An 18,062-nucleotide genomic window follows, 5' to 3' on the forward strand; every position below is an offset into this window, starting at 1 on the left:
TATTTTTACGTTAAAAGAATCATGTGTTAAGGAGATTAAGATGTCTAGCGGAGTTATATTGCTGATTGTAGCGATAGTCTTATTAGTGATTATTGCCTATTTGATCGGTGTTATTATAAGAAAACGAAATGATTCGTTGATTGCAAGTCTAGAAGAAAGAAAGCAAAAATTATTTGAACTGCCTGTAAATGATGAGATTGAAGAAGTAAAGGCACTTCATTTAATTGGACAAAGTCAAGTCGCTTTTCGTGAATGGAATCAAAAATGGGTTGATTTATCCTTAAATTCATTTTCTGATATTGAACATCATATTTATGAAGCCGAAAGTTTAAATGACACTTTTAATTTTATTCGTGCAAAACATGAAATAAAAAATGTTGAAAGCCAATTAAACTTAGTTGAAGAAGATATCACTTCTATTAGAGATGCACTTGCTATCTTAAAAGAACAGGAAGAAAAAAATAGTGCGAGAGTTACACATGCGCTAGACTTATACGAGACACTACAAGCTTCCATTGAAGAAAATGAAGATAATTTTGGGTCAACGATGCCTGAGATCGATAAGCAAATGAAAAATATTGAAGCTGAATTTTCTCAATTTGTTGCTCTTAACTCTTCTGGTGACCCTGTTGAAGCTTCTAAAGTATTAGACAAAGCTGAAGAACATACTATTGCTTTAGGTCAAATTAGTGAACAAATACCAGCTATTGTGGCAAAATTAGAAGATGACTTTCCAGATCAACTTGATGACCTAGAAAATGGTTATCGTCGCCTTCTAGAAGAAAACTACTATTTCCCTGAAAAAAATATCGAAACGAGATTCCAAGAGATTCGTGAATCTATCCGAGCAAATTCTTCTGAGTTAGTCACACTTGATTTGGATCGAGCTCGTGAAGAAAATAGTCATATTCAAGAAAAAATTGATCTTTTATATGATATTTTTGAAAGAGAAATTGCAGCTTATAAAGTAGTTGTTAAGAATAGTAAAATTTTACCAAAATATCTTGAACATGCGAAACAAAATAATAAACAGCTTGAAAGCGAAATTAAGCGTTTATCACATAAATATATCCTAAATGAAAATGAAGGACTAAATGTCAAATTATTTAATAAACAATTAGTTGAAATTGAAGAAACTTCATTACCGCTAGCAAAAGAATATAAAGAAAAACCAAAACCTTATTCAGATATAATGGTAACATTAGATAAAAGTATTGACTCCTTATCAACAATTGAAGAAGGTCAAATGTGTGTTTTCAATGAAGTAAAAGATATCGAACATATTGAAACAGTTGCTAGACAAAAATTAGATCAATATGTTAATCAACTTCATATGATTAAACGCTTTATGGAAAAACGTAATTTACCAGGTATACCTCAAGATTTTCTTACAATTTTCTTCACAACAAGTTCTCAATTAGAAGCTTTAATGGATGAATTAAGTAAAGGACGTATTAATATTGAGTCTGTTTCAAGATTGACAGAAGTTGCTTCATCAGCGATAGATAATTTAGAAGAAACGACTTATCAAGTTGTTCAAAATGCTACATTAACGGAACAATTGTTACAATATTCAAATCGCTACCGTAGTTTCGAAGCTGGTGTTCAACATAGCTTCGAACAAGCTTTGAAATTATTTGAAGTCGATTATGATTACAGAGCTTCATTTGAAGAGATTTCTTATGCTTTAGAAACAGTTGAACCTGGTGTAACAGATCGATTTGTTTCATCATATGAGAAAACAAGAGAACAAATGAGATTTTAAATTAAAATGGTTAGTTTTCAATTGAAGACTAACTTTTTTTTGAAACTTAAAAAGAAGGTGATTTAATGGTTAAAGGGTTATTAGTCATGGATGTTGATTCAACATTAATAAAAGAAGAAGTTATCGATCTCCTGGGTGAGACCTATGGGGTAGGTCAAGAAATTGCAAATATTACAGAATTGGCGATGCAAGGTCATTTAAACTTTGAACAATCTTTAAAAGAACGTGTAAAATTATTGAAAGGAATGTCTACGTCATCATTTGATCATATCTTATCTCATATCCACTTAAATGATGGTGCCAAAGAATTAATTGATTACTTACATGAAAATGATTATAAAGTAGGTCTTGTATCAGGCGGTTTTCATGAAATAGTTAATATTATTGCAAGAAATTTGAAAATTGATTTTGTAAAAGCAAATCACCTTGAAATTGCAAACGGAAAATTAACTGGAAATCTTGAAGGTGAAATTGTCACGCCAAATCTTAAAAAAACTATGTTAATAAAGTGGAGAGACAGTTTGTCGATTGATAAAGAAAAGACAGTTGCAATGGGTGATGGGGCTAATGATATCTTAATGATAAAAGAAGCTGGTACTGGAATAGCCTTTATGGCAAAGCCAGCATTGAAAGAAGTTGCGGACACTGAGATTAATTCTGGTAAATTGAGTGACTTGATTCCTATAATAAAAAAGAAAATTGACGATGACTAAAGACTATTTGTTGCTCCTAAGAGGAGTTAATGTGGGTGGAAAACATCCTGTAAGAATGGCTACTTTAAAGGATGATTTAGAAAAATTAAATTATTCTAAAGTGAGGTCATACATTAATAGCGGAAATATTATTTTTTCATCAGTGGTTGAAAAAAATAAAATAGAAGAACAATTAAAAACTTATTTTAATCAACATTATCCATTTTCAATCCCATTTATTTTATTAGAAAAAAATGAACTCGAAAGTGATTTTAGAAGCTTACCCGTATGGTGGCAAAATCAGTATTATCGAAAAAATGTTCTTTTTTATCTACAGGATGTCACTAAAGCTATTAAGTTAGGATTAATTGAACAGATTAGTAATAATGGTAATGAAAAGATTCATTTTGGAAAGAATGCTCTTTTCTGGGCGGTGTTAAATGAAGAAGATTATCAAAAATCTTTTTATCATAAAACATTATTAACGTTACCAATATACAAAAATGTAACGGTCAGAAATGAGAAAACCTATCAAAAACTAATCAGTATGTTGACAATAAAAAAAGACTAGTTTGCCTAGTCTTTTTTGTTTTTATGAAATAAACCTGACCAAAAAGATTTCTTTTCTTCTAAAGATGATGACTCTTTTTCTTTTGTTTTTTCAAAAAAGTCGTTTAAAGAAAAAATTGACTCTTTTGAAATTGCATGATTGGTGTGAATGACAAGTCCATAAGGTGATTGGGAAGATGATTCTGTTACTATTGTTGCAGCAATACCTTTAGACTGAGCAATTTTCATCAATTGAACTTGTTGGGAATTTGATAGTTTAGATGCTATTTTAACAAAAAGTGGCTTTTCTTTTTGCATGATACCATCTAAAATAGTATCAAATCGTTTAAGCAGTTGAGCTTGTTCTGCATCATCGATTGTCAAATATAATAAGACTCTCTCTTCAAAAGTTCCTAAATATTGTCTTTGCTGGTCAGGATCTAGACGTTTTTCGCCTGAAGCAGCTCTCATTAATTTATCATCTAAATTTGTCATTAAAACTCCTTTCAATCTTTCTTTTTACCATTATAACTTAAAATATCAAGAAAAACATAAATCTTTAGTTTTCCTGTTTATTTTCAAAATTACAGAAAATAATGATCTTTTCAAAATCTCAAATTTAGTGTAATAATCGTTAAATTAGGATTTCTAGGGCTTTTCATTTTCATAAAACAGCATTTTCGTTTGCTTAAATCATAGCTTTGTGGTATTATTAACATGTAAAAAATTAACTCATAAGGAGAGTATTATAATGTCAATTATTACTGATGTTTACGCTCGTGAAGTTCTTGACTCACGCGGTAACCCAACACTTGAAGTAGAAGTTTACACAGAATCAGGTGCTTTCGGTCGTGGTATGGTTCCTTCAGGAGCTTCTACTGGTGAACACGAAGCAGTTGAACTTCGCGATGGTGACAAATCTCGTTACGGTGGTTTAGGTACACAAAAAGCTGTTGACAATGTAAACAACGTTATCGCTGAAGCAATCATCGGTTACGATGTTCGTGATCAACAAGCTATTGACCGTGCTATGATCGAACTTGACGGTACTCCAAATAAAGGTAAACTTGGTGCTAACGCAATCCTTGGTGTTTCTATTGCTGTTGCTCGTGCAGCTGCTGACTTCTTAGAAATCCCACTTTATAGCTACCTTGGTGGTTTCAATACTAAAGTTTTACCAACTCCAATGATGAATATCGTTAATGGTGGTTCTCACTCAGATGCTCCAATCGCATTCCAAGAGTTCATGATTATGCCTGTTGGTGCACCTACTTTCAAAGAAGCACTTCGTTGGGGTGCTGAAGTATTCCATGCTCTTAAGAAAATTCTTAAAGAACGTGGTCTTGAAACTGCTGTTGGTGATGAAGGTGGATTCGCTCCTAAATTTGATGGTACAGAAGATGGTGTTGAAACTATTCTTAAAGCTATTGAAGCTGCAGGATACGAAGCTGGTGAAAATGGAATCATGATTGGTTTTGACTGTGCTTCATCAGAATTCTACGACGCAGAACGCAAAGTTTATGACTACACTAAATTTGAAGGTGAAGGTGGTGCTGTCCGTACTGCTGCAGAACAAATTGATTACCTTGAAGAGTTAGTTAACAAATATCCAATCATCACGATCGAAGATGGTATGGATGAAAATGACTGGGAAGGTTGGAGAGCTCTTACTGAACGTCTTGGTGGACGCGTACAATTAGTTGGTGATGACTTCTTTGTTACAAACACTGACTACTTAGCACGTGGTATTAAAGAAGAAGCTGCAAATTCAATCCTTATCAAAGTTAACCAAATCGGTACTTTGACTGAAACTTTCGAAGCTATTGAAATGGCTAAAGAAGCTGGATACACTGCAGTTGTATCACACCGTTCAGGTGAAACTGAAGATTCAACAATTGCTGATATCGCAGTTGCAACTAACGCTGGTCAAATTAAAACTGGTTCATTATCACGTACTGACCGTATTGCTAAATACAACCAATTACTTCGTATCGAAGATCAACTTGGTGAAGTTGCTCAATACAAAGGTATTAAATCATTCTACAATCTTAAAAAATAATTTTTAAGAGATAATGAGTAGAATTTAATTTTGGAAAAGCACTAGAAAGAAATTCTAGTGCTTTTTCATTTTTCTCTCATTACCTTACCAAACGACCTTTAATTTAGCTGATTACTGTGGTATAATGTAAACTGTCGTAAAACGACCCTTGGTGCTTAGTTCCCTTTCACCAAGCATATTAGAAACGTAAATGATCCTTAGATTATTTGGCGTTAAAGGAGAAAAAATGAAACAATTTTCAGTTAAAGATTTAGTTCAAATCGCGCTAGTAGCAGCAATCTATGTTGCTTTGACCTTGACACCTCCATTAAATGCAATTTCATATGGAATGTATCAGTTTAGAATAGCAGAGATGCTAAACTTCTTAGCATTTTATAATAAAAAATATATTGTTGCAGTGACTATTGGGTGTATGATTGCTAACTTTTATAGTTTTTCAATGGTTGATGTCATTGTTGGTGGTGGCTCTACACTAGTGTTTGTAACCTTAGGTGTATACCTTTTTAAACGTTACCAAAATAGTAAACCAATTCTTGGAATATTCAATAAAGCATTCTTTTATTTTTCTTTCTTTTTTGCAACAAGTATGATTACAGTTGCAGTTGAGTTAAATTTCTTTGGAATGCCATTCTTATTAACTTGGTTTACAACAGCTGTAGGAGAATTAGCTTCTCTATTAGTTGGTTCACTTATCATTGAAAAATTGGCCAAACGCATTGATTTTAAAGCCTAAGAACGATGTAATATCGTTCTTTTTTAGTTGTTTTTAGTCTATGATTTTGGGTAAAAAAGAGTTAAGTGTGATAGAATATACATATGGAAAAAAGGATGAGAGAATTAACTGATCTCTTGAATCAGTACCGCCAAGAATACTATACCAATGATGCACCAAGTGTCTCAGATAGTGAGTATGATAGACTCTATCGAGAGCTTGTTGAGCTTGAAGAAAAATACCCAGAGCTAATTGCGGATAACAGTCCCACACAGCAAGTTGGAGATAAGGTTTTAGATGGCTTTGAAAAATATCAACATCAGTATCAACTTTATAGTTTACAGGATGCTTTTTCAAAAGAAGAATTACTTAACTTTGATCGAAGAGTCAAAAATGAATTTCCCAATGCCAACTATATTGCTGAGCTAAAAATTGATGGACTATCAATTTCTTTGCACTATGAAAAAGGTAAACTTGTAGCTGGTGCAACTCGCGGTGATGGTCAAATTGGTGAAAATATTACTGAGAATTTAAAGAAAATAAAAGATATTCCATCAACATTAAGTCAACCAATCGATATTACAATTCGTGGCGAGGCCTATTTACCACGTGCATCTTTTCAAAAAATAAATCAAGAAAGACAAGAAAGCGGACAAGTTGAATTTGCCAATCCAAGGAATGCTGCAGCTGGAACCTTGAGACAGCTTGATACTGGAATTGTCGCAAAACGTAATCTAGCAACGTTTTTATATCAAGTGGCTAGTCCAGTCACATGGGGAAGTCAGTCTCAAGTGCTTGAAAAGGCTAGTGATTTAGGTTTTTCAGTAAATCCTGTACGTATCGAAGCTGACTCAATTGAGACAATTTGGGAATTTATTGAAACTATGCAAGAAAAAAGAGACAGCTTAGCTTATGATATTGATGGTATTGTTATCAAAGTCAATGATTTAGCCATGCAAGACGAACTTGGTTTTACTATAAAAGCACCAAGATGGGCTATTGCTTACAAGTTTCCAGCAGAAGAAAAAGAAGCTGAAATTTTATCTGTTGACTGGACTGTTGGTCGAACAGGCGTTGTTACACCAACTGCTAATTTAACACCAGTCCAATTAGCTGGAACTAAAGTCAGTCGAGCAACACTTCATAATGTCGATTATATTAATGAAAAAGATATTAGATTACATGATGTCGTTATTGTTTATAAGGCTGGAGACATTATTCCTGCAGTGTTAAGAGTTGTAGATAGTAAGAGAACCCATCAAAAACCAATGGAAATACCACGATTGTGTCCATCTTGTCAGAGTGAATTAATTCATTTTGAAGATGAAGTCGCTTTGCGTTGTATTAATCCATTATGTCCTAACCTTAGACAAAGAAGTTTAGAGCATTTTGCTAGTAGAAATGCTATGAACATCGCTGGTATGGGACCTTCAATAGTCGAAAAATTGTTTAAAGCTAAATTGATTACAGATGTTTCTGATATCTATCGCCTAACTCTGGAAGATTTATTAACTTTAGAAGGCATCAAAGAAAAGTCTGCTCAGAAGTTAATAAATGCTATTAATAATTCAAAAGCAAATACTGCTGAAAAATTATTATTTGGATTGGGTATTAGACATGTAGGTGCAAAGGTTAGTAAGCAATTATTAGAAGTTTTTGGTAATTTACACCAATTGATTGAAGCTGATGAAGAATCTATAGCGCAAATTGATGGTATTGGACTGGTAGTTGCAAAGTCACTTCATAGTTATTTTGAGCGACAAGGTGCAAAAATATTACTTGAAGAATTAACTGAAGTAGGTTTAAATTTAAATTATTTAGGAAAAATTGCTGCTAAAGATGCTGCTTTATTTGGAACGACAGTTGTGTTAACTGGAAAATTAGAAAAAATGACACGTAATGAAGCAAAAGAGAAACTTGAAGCTTTAGGTGCCAAAGTAACGGGATCAGTCTCTAAAAAAACAGATTTGGTTGTTGCTGGTAGTGATGCTGGTTCTAAGCTAACAAAAGCAGAATCATTAGGGATAAGAGTTGAAGATGAAGACTGGCTTTTAAACCAGTAAATAAGGGGTAGTCATGAAAAAACAATTAAAGGCACGTTTGATTTATAATCCAACATCTGGCCAAGAAATCATGAAGAAAAATGTTGCAGAGGTCTTAAATATTCTGGAAAGCTATGGCTATGAAACTTCTGCTTTTCAAACAACGCCTGAAGAAAATTCTGCAAAAAATGAAGCAGCTAGAGCTGCAAAAGCAGGTTTTGATTTAGTTATTGCAGCTGGTGGTGATGGGACAATTAATGAAGTTGTGAATGGCATTGCACCTCTTCCTAAAAGACCTAAAATGGCAATTATTCCAACTGGAACAACTAATGACTTTGCTAGAGCTTTAAAAATTCCACGTGGAAATCCTATTGAAGCTGCAAAAATTATTGGTAAAAACCAGGTCATTGCGATGGATATAGGTAGAGCTTATGAAAAAACTTACTTTATCAATATTGCTGCAGCAGGTTCTTTAACAGAATTGACATACAGTGTACCTAGTCAATTAAAAACGATGTTTGGATACTTGGCATATCTGGCGAAAGGTGTGGAATTACTACCACGAATAAAAAATGTTCCCTTGAAAATCACTCATGATAATGGTGTTTTTGAAGGAAAAGTTTCTATGATTTTTGCAGCAATCACAAATTCAGTTGGTGGGTTTGAACAAATTGCACCTGATGCTAAATTAGATGATGGTCTTTTTACATTAATTTTGGTTAAAACAGCCAACCTTTTTGAAATCGTTCATCTGATTCGACTAGTGTTAGATGGTGGTAAGCACATTAATGATAGAAGAATTGAATACATTAAAACAAGTAAGATTGAAATAGAACCAAAATCAAAACAACGAATGATGATTAATTTGGATGGTGAATATGGTGGCGATGCACCTGTTAAGCTAGAAAATTTTAAGAATCATATTCGTTTCTTTGCTGATACAGATGAAATTTCAGATGATGCTTTAGTACTTGATACAGAAGATTTAGCACTGGAAGCAATAGCCCAAAAATTTACACATGAAGTAGAAGATTTGGACCAAAACTTGGAGGAATAGTGATGTTTGATAATACAGTGATTGTGCATTTTCATAGTCAGCACTCAAATTATTTTGACATGAGCATATGGAAGTGGCGTGATGGTAAGATGGGAAAGGATGCTTATTTTTCAAGATTTGATAGTTTTGGAGCAGTAGCCAATCTCCAATTTCCCGCTCATTTTACTCTAAGCTATGCCTACCTAATCATCAAAAATAAAGACTGGTCATTTAAAACCAAAGATTTTAAAGTGAATCGTAACAGCAACCCGATAAAAACGGAAGTTTGGATTGTAGAAGGAGATGAAACACTTTATTATTCAAGACAAGCAGCAGTTGCTAGTAAATATTATTCAAGATTTGATAGTACAGCTTTTGACATGGCTGTTAACTCAAAAACATTTGATAAAAAATGGGGCTTTGATGGCTGGCTAGGTTTTTCTTATAGTGAAAACGAAACCCAATTTCGATTATGGGCACCTAGAGCTGAACGAGTTGAACTACTTTTTTACCATTCAACAAATGAAGAAGCAAGTATCTCTCAAGTTATACCAATGGCTAGAGGAGATCAGTATACACCTGAAAATCACAAAACAAATACTCATGGGGTATGGTCTATCAATATTTCAGGTGATATAAACTATCAAGCTTATGCTTATCGCGTTTATCATCGTAAGAGAACATTTATTGAATCCAGAGACCCATATGCTATTGCAACCACTGCTAATGGTAGAAGGTCAGTCGTTATTGACAAAAGTCATCTTATTCCTGAAGGGTTTAGTATTAAACACGGAAAAGAAGCTAATTGGAGACTTTCAAATCCAAATAAAGCAGTTATCTATGAAATGCAAGTTCGCGATTTTTCAAAATCAAAATCTTCAGGTGTCTCTCCAGAAAACCGTGGAAAATATCTAGGCGCTATTGAAGAAGGAACGAGAAATGAATTTGGTGATGTGACTTGTTTTGATTATGTTAAAGACTTAGGAATAACTCATATTCAATTACAGCCTGTCTTTGACCATCATCAAATTTTAACCGAACATGGTGACTATGCTTACAACTGGGGATATGATCCTGAGAATTACAATGTTCCAGATGCCACTTTTTCAAGTAATCCGCATGAACCCGCTACCAGAATTTTAGAATTAAAACAGTTAGTTCAAGCTTATCACGATGCTGGAATTGGGGTCATCATGGACGTTGTTTACAATCATACCTATTCAAACATTGACTCAGCATTTCAATTAATAGTGCCAGATTATTATTACCGCATGAACCCAGATGGTTCATTTCAAAATGGTACTGGTGTTGGGAATGAAACAGCTAGTGAAAAAGAAATGTTTCGTAAATACATGATTGATTCCCTAAAATACTGGGTTAATGAATACAATATTGATGGATTTCGATTTGATTTGATGGGGATTCATGATGTTGAGACAATGAATCTTATCCGTCAAGAAATGGACAAAATTGACCCTAATATTCTTCTTTATGGAGAAGGTTGGGATATGGGTGTGGGTCTACGTCCAGAAGATAAAGCCAAAAAAGACAACGCCTGGAAAATGCCTAGAATTGGTTTCTTTAATGATGATCAACGTAATGCCATTAAAGGTGCAGAAGTCTTTGGAGAATTGAAAGTTGGTTTTGTTTCTGGCGCCTCTACAGAAAGTATTGTAGCTAAAGCCATCTTAGGTAGTGATGAGTTGTGCTCTTACCAAACCCCTTCTCAAGTGTTAAATTATGTTGAAGCACATGATAATTATAATCTCAACGATCTTCTTTGGGAATTGCATCCCAATGATTCTAATCAAGACCACCAAAAACGCGTTGAATTGGCAACTGGTATGAATTTGTTGATGCAAGGAATGTCTTTTATGGAACTTGGACAAGAATTTTTAAGAACAAAATGCTATCCAACTGGAAAAAACGGACATCTGACACATGAAGATAAAGAAAGAGCCATGAATTCTTACAATGCGCCTGATTTAGTGAATCAAGTTGACTGGAATAATGTAACCACTTATCAATCATCAGTAGACTTTGTCAAAAACGTTATCGAAATTAAGTCTAAGACGAATCTTTTTTCAATAGAAGATTATCAAACCATCAGAGAACGTGTTTATATTGAATCAGCAAAAGAAGGATCTGGTATTATATCTTGGAAAATTTTTGATGGTGATAATACCCATTTTCATTTCACAATTGATGGAAAAAATATGAAAATTAACATGACAGCAGAAGTAGAATATGATATAATGAATTCAAAAATAAAGCGTTTACATAAACAAGGGTCAACTCTTGAAAATGAATCAACGTTGATCCTTGAAAGAAAAAATAATCCAATGTAATTGGATTATTTTTTTTAGTTTTATAGTTTAAAATTCGAATAGAAGTAAAGAAGGGATGATGCCATGGATATAAAAAGTCAGGAATACACCTTTGGCATTGGTGAAAATTATCATTTACAAGATTTATTAGGATCACATATTGATGAAGACGGTGGTGCTCATTTCAGAGTTTGGGCTCCAAATGCTTTAAACGTTGAAATTATTGGTGATTTTACTGATTGGCAAAGTCAACCAATTACTATGACAAAAAATGAATCTGGTATTTGGTATGGTTATTCAGAAAAAGCAAAATGCCAAGATTTTTATAAATATTTGGTAACTCGAGAAAATGGTCAAAAAATCGAGAAGATTGACCCTATGGCTACTTACTTTGAAGCTAGACCAGGTACTTGTGCTATTCTTGAAAAGAATAAAAAATTCAAGTGGCAAGATAGTTTGTGGATGGGTAGACGAAAACGTTTTGGTTTTAAGGAAAGACCAGTCTCTATATATGAAGTTCATGCGGGATCATGGAAACGGCATTCTGATGGGCGTTCATTTACTTTCACTGATTTAAGAAATAGCCTGATTCCTTATCTTAAAAAAATGAATTATACCCATATCGAATTTATGCCTCTAATGGCACATCCTTTAGGCCTTAGTTGGGGATACCAATTAATGGGTTATTTTGGATTTGAACATACCTATGGGCATCCTGATGAATTTAAAGCATTTGTTGATGAGTGTCATAAAGCGAATATTGGTATACTAGTTGATTGGGTTCCAGGTCATTTTACTCAAAATGATGATGCTTTAGCTTATTATGATGGAACACCAACATATGAGTATCAAGATCCAAATAGAGCTCATAATATCGGTTGGGGAGCATTTAACTTTGATTTAGGGAAAAATCAAGTGCAATCTTTTCTCATTTCCAGTGCCTTATATTGGATAGAAAACTTTCATATAGATGGTCTAAGAGTAGATGCTGTTAGTAATATGCTCTATCTTGATTATGATCAAGGACCTTGGACGCCAAATAAAAATGGAGAACACACCAATTTAGAAGGAATCGCTTTTCTTCAAAAGTTAAACTCTGTTATAAAAACCTATCATCCAGATGTTATGATGATTGCTGAAGAGGCAACTTCAGAAATTCCTATTACTAAAGCAATTACTGACAACGGTTTAGGTTTTGATTATAAGTGGAATATGGGCTGGATGAATGATATTTTGAGATTTTATCAATATGACCCTTATTATAAGCAATTTGATTATTATTTGTTAACCTTTAGTTTTATGTATTGTTTCAATGAAAATTATATTTTACCTTTTTCTCATGATGAAGTGGTTCATGGGAAAAAAAGTATGATGCATAAAATGTGGGGAGATCGTTATAATCAATTTTCTGGACTTCGTAATTTATATGCTTATCAGATATGTCACCCTGGTAAAAAATTATTATTTATGGGTTCTGAGTATGGTCAATTTCTGGAATGGAAAAGTGAAGAACAGTTAGAATGGTCTAATTTAGAAGATGACTTAAATGCCAAGATGCAGTATTTTACCTCTTATATAAATCAATTTTATAAAGATAATAAGCCATTATGGCAAATTGATGATTCTTATGATGGTATTGAAATCATTGATGCTGATAATAAAGAAGAGAGTGTTCTATCTTTTACACGTAAAGATAAAAATGGAAACTTTTTATTATGTATCTTTAATATGACCCCAGTGGAACGAAACCATTTTACAATTGGTGTCCCTGAAGCTGGTATTTATGAAGAACTGATTAATACAGAAATGAAAGAATTTGGAGGTGTTTGGACACAACATAATCCAAAAACAAAAACAAGAGAACAATCATGGCGTAACTATGATCAGACCCTTAGTTTTACACTTCCAGCTATGGGAGCAAGTATTTGGAAATTAAAAAGGCGACTAAAAAAGAAAACAATAAAGTCAACAAAATAAACAAAATAAACTTTTAGTTTGTCTAGGGTTATTTGGAAAGGAATTCTAAATGAAAAATGAAATGTTAGCGCTAATCCTTGCAGGTGGACAAGGAACACGTCTTGGAAAATTGACTCAATCTATCGCAAAACCTGCTGTCCAATTTGGTGGACGTTATCGGATTATTGATTTTGCACTCTCTAATTGTACCAATTCAGGTATACACAATGTTGGCGTGATTACACAATATGAACCTCTTGCCCTAAATAGTCATATTGGAAATGGCTCATCTTGGGGTTTTGATGGTATTGATGCTGGAGCAACAGTATTGCAACCTTACTCAGCTACAGGTGGAAATAAGTGGTTTCAAGGAACAAGTCATGCTATTTATCAAAATATAGATTATATTGATTCAATTAATCCAGAATACGTGTTAATTCTTTCAGGTGATCATATATACAAAATGGATTACGATGAAATGCTTCAGACTCATAAAGATAATTTAGCCAGTTTAACAGTAGCAGTTTTAGATGTTCCACTAAAAGATGCTAGCCGTTTTGGGATTATGAATACTGACTCTAACGACCGTATTGTTGAATTTGAAGAAAAGCCAGAACATCCAAAATCAACAAAAGCTTCTATGGGAATTTATATCTTTAACTGGAGTCGCTTAAGAAGTATGTTACTTGATGCAGAAAAAAATAACATTGATATGTCTGATTTTGGTAAAAATGTGATACCAGCATATTTAGAATCAGGTGAAAGGGTTTATACTTATAATTTTGACGGCTATTGGAAAGATGTTGGTACGATTGAATCACTTTGGGAAGCCAATATGGAATATATAGGGGAGAACAATGCTCTAGATAGTCGAGATCTATCTTGGAAAATTTATTCCAAAAATCATATTGCACCACCAAACTTTATTGCAGAAAATGCGGTCGTCAAAGATTCATTGGTTGTTGATGGTTGTTTTGTTTCAGGAAATGTAGATCACTCTATATTATCAACAGATGTTCAAGTAAAAAAAGATGCTCATATTAAGGATTCCTTTATTATGAGTGGTGTAACAATTGGTGAAGGAGCAAAAATCACGCGTGCTATCATTGGCGAAGGTGCGGTCATTGGTGATAATGTTGTCATCGATGGAACAGATGAAGTACAAGTTGTTGGCTACAATGAAGTAGTGGGGGTGCCAAATGAAGATTGATAAATATACAGCAATTTTAGGAAGTTCAATTGGTTCTTCAGAAATTGAAGGTTTAACGAAAAACCGTCCATTAGCTAGCTTACCTTTTGATGGGAAATACCGCTTAATAGACTTTAATCTGTCAAACTTAGCAAATGCTGGTGTAAGAAGCATATACGGTATCTTTAGAGGTCAAAATATTCGTTCTGTTTTTGACCATATGCGTAGTGGTCGTGAATGGGGATTGAGTACAATATTGAGTCACTATTTCTTAGGCTTTTATAACACAAGTGATGACACAACAGAAGCAGATCAAGATTACTATGAACAAATTCTTACTTATCTACGTCGTTCTAATTCAGATCAAACCATTTACATGAGTTGTGATATTTTATGTAATATTGATTTAGAGCAAGTTATCCATTTACATAATGCAAATAACCGACGGATGACAGTTGTTTATAAAAAGATGTTGCCACACTCTGTTTCAAAATCAAATGATATTTTAGATTTAGATGAGTCAGATACTGTTGTTGGACGTAGACAAGCAAAACCTGAAGATGGCATTGAAAAAATGTCAGCAGGTATTTATATAGTCAACACTCCTTGGTTGATCAAAGAAATGGAAAAAGAAGCACAGATGGAAAAGCCACGTAAGCTTCGTTATCTATTAAGAGACTTATGTGTTGAAGAAGGTGCACTTGGCTTTGAATACACTGGTTATCTAGCCAACATCCATTCTGTAAAAACCTATTTTGATGCAAATATGGACATGTTGGACCACCAAAAATTCTATTCTTTATTGTATTCTAATCAAAAAATATATACAAAAGTCAAAAATGAAGAAGCCACTTATTTTTCTAATGATTCCACTGTAACAAATTCACAATTTGCGTCTGGTAGTATCATAAAAGGTCAAGTAGATTATTCTATTATTTCTCGGAATTCAATAATTAATCAAGGTGCAAAAGTCAATCATAGTATTTTGTTTCCAAAATCAAAAATTGGTGAAAATGCCACTGTTGAATATGCAATTATTGATAAAAGTGTAGAAATTGCTCCAGGTGTCACAGTAAAAGGAACCAAAGAAAATCCAATAGTCATTCAAAAAGGCTCAAAAATTACAGAGGATGTGATTAAATGAAAATACTCTTTGTCGCTGCAGAAGGAGCACCATTTGCAAAAACTGGAGGTTTAGGCGATGTCATTGGTGCACTTCCAAAAAATTTAGTAAAACATGGTCATGATGTTTCAGTTATACTACCTTATTATGATATGATTGAAGCCAAATTTGGTTCACAAGTAGAGGATCTTTTCTATTTTTATACTAATGTGGGTTGGCGTCATCAATATGTCGGTATAAAAAAAATAAAAAAAGATGGTGTCAATTTCTATTTTATTGATAATCAATATTACTTTTTTAGAGGTCATTTATATGGTGATTTTGATGACGGTGAAAGATTTGCCTTCTTTCAATTAGCAGCACTAGAAGCCATGGAAAAAATTGACTTTATTCCCGATGTACTACATGTACATGATTATCATACTGCAATGATTCCATTCTTGTTAAAGGAAAAATACCATTGGGTTCAAGCTTATCAAAATATAAAAACTGTTTTTACAATTCATAATATCGAATTTCAAGGTCAATTTGACCCTTCGATGTTGGGGGACTTGTTTGGTGTCGGTTTTGAGAGGTATGCCGATGGAACCTTAAGATGGCATGACTGCTTAAATTGGATGAAGTCAGCAGTATTGTATGCTGATAGAGTAACAACCGTCTCTCCTAGCTATGCTGAAGAAATAAAAACGGCTGCATTTGGTAAGGGTTTAGACCAGATCATGCGAATGGAATCTGGAAAACTATCCGGTATTGTTAACGGTATTGATACTGACCTGTTTAACCCAAAAACTGATGAACAGCTTGATTATCACTTTGCCTTTAATGATATGGAAGGCAAAGTACCTAATAAAAAAGCTCTTCAAGAAAAATTAGGATTACCAGTCTCTGAAACAGTACCCATGATTGGTATTGTCTCACGATTGACAGATCAAAAAGGCTTTGATTTAGTCGTAGATGAATTAGACTATTTACTACAAAAAGATATACAGATTGTCTTATTAGGAACAGGATACCAAGACTATGAAGCTACATTTTCTTGGTTTGCTAGTCAATATCCGCATAAATTATCTGCCAATATTACATTTGATCTTAAATTAGCTCAAGAGATTTATGCATCTTCTGATTTGTTTTTAATGCCAAGTGCATTTGAACCATGTGGGTTATCTCAAATGATGGCTATGCGTTATGGTTCTTTACCTATTGTTCATGAAGTTGGTGGTTTAAAAGATACTGTCATTGCTTATAATGAGTTTGATGGATCTGGTACTGGATTTAGTTTTAATACTTTCTCTGGATTTTGGATGACAAAAACAATTGAAAAAGCTCTTGAATGTTATCAAAACAAATCCATTTGGCAATCGTTACAATTACAAGCTATGACTAAAGATTTTTCTTGGGAAACAGCAAGTAGAGCTTATGTAGCTCTATATCAAACATTAAAGTGACATCAATAGTTTATATATGAATATTTTCTTGAAATTCACAGAAAAAAGGCTCACAACTTGTGAGTCTTTTAAAATGTCAAAGCTAATTAACATGATTGGTTAGTAAAGGTTAAAAAAGGTAAAATGAAAACGTCAACAAAATTTAAAATTCGTTGACTTTCAAATAAAATAGGACTACTATAGTAAAGTAAATTTTAATAAAGGAGAATTCAATCATGAATTTAGCTATTTTAGCACTTGGTATCGCCGTTCTTGGTGTAAGTATCGGTGAAGGCATTTTAGTTGCAAATATTGCAAAATCTGCAGCACGTCAACCAGAAATGTATAGTAAATTACAAACTCTCATGATCATGGGTGTTGCGTTTATGGAAGGTACTTTCTTCGTCCTACTTGCTTCAACATTCTTTGTAAAATAATTAGCAATTGCATTGAAGTAAGGAGGGATTCAGTTGGAAACTACACAAAATCCAACGGTACAACTCTTTGGAATTCACTTTGACTTGACAATTTTAACCATGTCGTTACTGACTGTTTTAATTGTTTTTGCTTTTATTTTTTGGGCTACTCGTCAAATGACTATCAAACCTAAAGGAAAACAAAATGTTATTGAGTGGTTTTTTGAGTTTGTACAAGGTATTATAAAACCTAATTTAGGTAAATATACAAGTAACTATAGTCTTCTTGCTTTTACCCTTTTCTTTTTCGTATTAGTTGCTAATAATGTTGGTTTAATGACAAAACTTGAAGCTAATGAATATAATTTTTGGACATCACCGACTGCCAATGCTGCTGTTGACTTTGGTCTTGCATTAATGGTAGCCATCATATCACATGTTGAGGGTGTTCGGAAATCAGGCTGGAAAGAATACTTTAAAGAGTATGTTTCTCCAACACCTGCAATGTTACCAATGAATATTTTGGAAGAAATAACAAATGTTGTTTCATTGTCACTACGGTTGTTTGGTAATATTTTTGCCGGTGAAATTGTGTTGAACCTCTTGGTTCAATTTTCTCATCTTAATATTTTTGTAGCTCCTGTTGCATTTATACTTAATATGATTTGGACAGCATTTTCAATCTTTATTTCATCAATCCAAGCTTATGTTTTTGTAATGTTAACATCAACATATATAGGGAAAAAAGTTAATCATGAAGAAGAATAAGAAA

Annotated in this window: 15 protein-coding genes and 1 riboswitch; of the genes, 14 read left to right on the forward strand and 1 reads right to left on the reverse strand. The window is 33.3% G+C overall.

The features are described from left to right. Positions 1-40: 40 nt before the first annotated feature. The 3 genes from ezrA to STRUR_RS04310 all read left to right on the forward strand — a co-directional run bounded on the left by ezrA (position 41) and on the right by STRUR_RS04310 (position 3,028). A complete protein-coding gene (ezrA, locus tag STRUR_RS04300) occupies positions 41-1,765 on the forward strand; it encodes a septation ring formation regulator EzrA (protein ID WP_006740448.1) in 1,725 nt (574 codons plus the stop codon). A 65-nt stretch (positions 1,766-1,830) separates the two neighbouring features. Next, on the forward strand, positions 1,831-2,478 hold the full coding sequence (serB, locus tag STRUR_RS04305; RefSeq protein WP_006739996.1) for a phosphoserine phosphatase SerB: 648 nt from the start codon (positions 1,831-1,833) through the stop codon (positions 2,476-2,478). Beyond that, a complete protein-coding gene (locus STRUR_RS04310) occupies positions 2,471-3,028 on the forward strand; it encodes a DUF1697 domain-containing protein (protein ID WP_037595574.1) in 558 nt (185 codons plus the stop codon). Before serB ends, STRUR_RS04310 begins: the two co-directional genes overlap by 8 nt. Before the next feature lie 5 nt (positions 3,029-3,033). Here the strand turns inward: STRUR_RS04310 and STRUR_RS04315 are convergent, their stop codons facing one another. Further along, positions 3,034-3,501 carry a YueI family protein gene (locus STRUR_RS04315; RefSeq protein ID WP_006738558.1) on the reverse strand — a complete coding sequence of 156 codons (468 nt, stop codon included), beginning with the start codon at positions 3,499-3,501 and terminating at the stop codon, positions 3,034-3,036. Positions 3,502-3,757: 256 nt separating this feature from the next. Between STRUR_RS04315 and eno the strand changes: the two genes are divergently transcribed. The 11 genes from eno to atpB all read left to right on the forward strand — a co-directional run bounded on the left by eno (position 3,758) and on the right by atpB (position 18,058). Further along, a complete protein-coding gene (gene eno / locus STRUR_RS04320; protein ID WP_006739197.1) occupies positions 3,758-5,065 on the forward strand; it encodes a surface-displayed alpha-enolase in 1,308 nt (435 codons plus the stop codon). Between the two features lie 115 nt (positions 5,066-5,180). Further along, a riboswitch (PreQ1 riboswitch) is annotated at positions 5,181-5,294 on the forward strand. Next, positions 5,292-5,798, forward strand: a complete 507-nt coding sequence (locus STRUR_RS04325) for a QueT transporter family protein (RefSeq protein WP_006738728.1) — start codon at positions 5,292-5,294, stop codon at positions 5,796-5,798. It overlaps the preceding riboswitch by 3 nt. Positions 5,799-5,881: 83 nt before the next feature. Then, positions 5,882-7,840: an NAD-dependent DNA ligase LigA gene (gene ligA / locus STRUR_RS04330; protein WP_006739332.1), complete on the forward strand. Its 1,959-nt coding sequence runs from the start codon at positions 5,882-5,884 to the stop codon at positions 7,838-7,840. A gap of 13 nt (positions 7,841-7,853) precedes the next feature. Further along, entirely contained in the window at positions 7,854-8,876 is a 1,023-nt protein-coding gene (locus STRUR_RS04335) for a diacylglycerol kinase (protein WP_006738865.1), read from the forward strand. Between the two features lie 2 nt (positions 8,877-8,878). Continuing rightward, positions 8,879-11,203: a type I pullulanase gene (gene pulA / locus STRUR_RS04340; protein WP_006740306.1), complete on the forward strand. Its 2,325-nt coding sequence runs from the start codon at positions 8,879-8,881 to the stop codon at positions 11,201-11,203. Positions 11,204-11,266: 63 nt separating this feature from the next. Next, on the forward strand, positions 11,267-13,159 hold the full coding sequence (glgB, locus tag STRUR_RS04345) for a 1,4-alpha-glucan branching protein GlgB (RefSeq protein ID WP_006739814.1): 1,893 nt from the start codon (positions 11,267-11,269) through the stop codon (positions 13,157-13,159). Positions 13,160-13,208: 49 nt separating this feature from the next. Next, the gene (locus STRUR_RS04350; protein ID WP_006739014.1) at positions 13,209-14,348 is read left to right on the forward strand and encodes a glucose-1-phosphate adenylyltransferase; all 1,140 of its coding nucleotides are present in this window, start codon (positions 13,209-13,211) and stop codon (positions 14,346-14,348) included. Then, positions 14,338-15,471, forward strand: a complete 1,134-nt coding sequence (glgD, locus tag STRUR_RS04355; RefSeq protein WP_006738555.1) for a glucose-1-phosphate adenylyltransferase subunit GlgD — start codon at positions 14,338-14,340, stop codon at positions 15,469-15,471. The genes STRUR_RS04350 and glgD overlap by 11 nt, the downstream gene beginning before the upstream one ends. Next, positions 15,468-16,895, forward strand: a complete 1,428-nt coding sequence (glgA, locus tag STRUR_RS04360; RefSeq protein WP_006739986.1) for a glycogen synthase GlgA — start codon at positions 15,468-15,470, stop codon at positions 16,893-16,895. Before glgD ends, glgA begins: the two co-directional genes overlap by 4 nt. A 212-nt stretch (positions 16,896-17,107) precedes the next feature. Then, positions 17,108-17,311 (forward strand): F0F1 ATP synthase subunit C, encoded by a 204-nt coding sequence (locus tag STRUR_RS04365; protein WP_196792569.1) that lies wholly within the window; start codon positions 17,108-17,110, stop codon positions 17,309-17,311. A 33-nt stretch (positions 17,312-17,344) separates the two neighbouring features. After that, positions 17,345-18,058 (forward strand): F0F1 ATP synthase subunit A, encoded by a 714-nt coding sequence (gene atpB / locus STRUR_RS04370; protein ID WP_006738774.1) that lies wholly within the window; start codon positions 17,345-17,347, stop codon positions 18,056-18,058. Positions 18,059-18,062 lie beyond the last annotated feature (4 nt).

Origin of the sequence: Streptococcus urinalis 2285-97, assembly GCF_000188055.2 — a bacterium.
In the GTDB taxonomy this organism is placed as follows: Bacteria; Bacillota; Bacilli; order Lactobacillales; family Streptococcaceae; genus Streptococcus; species Streptococcus urinalis.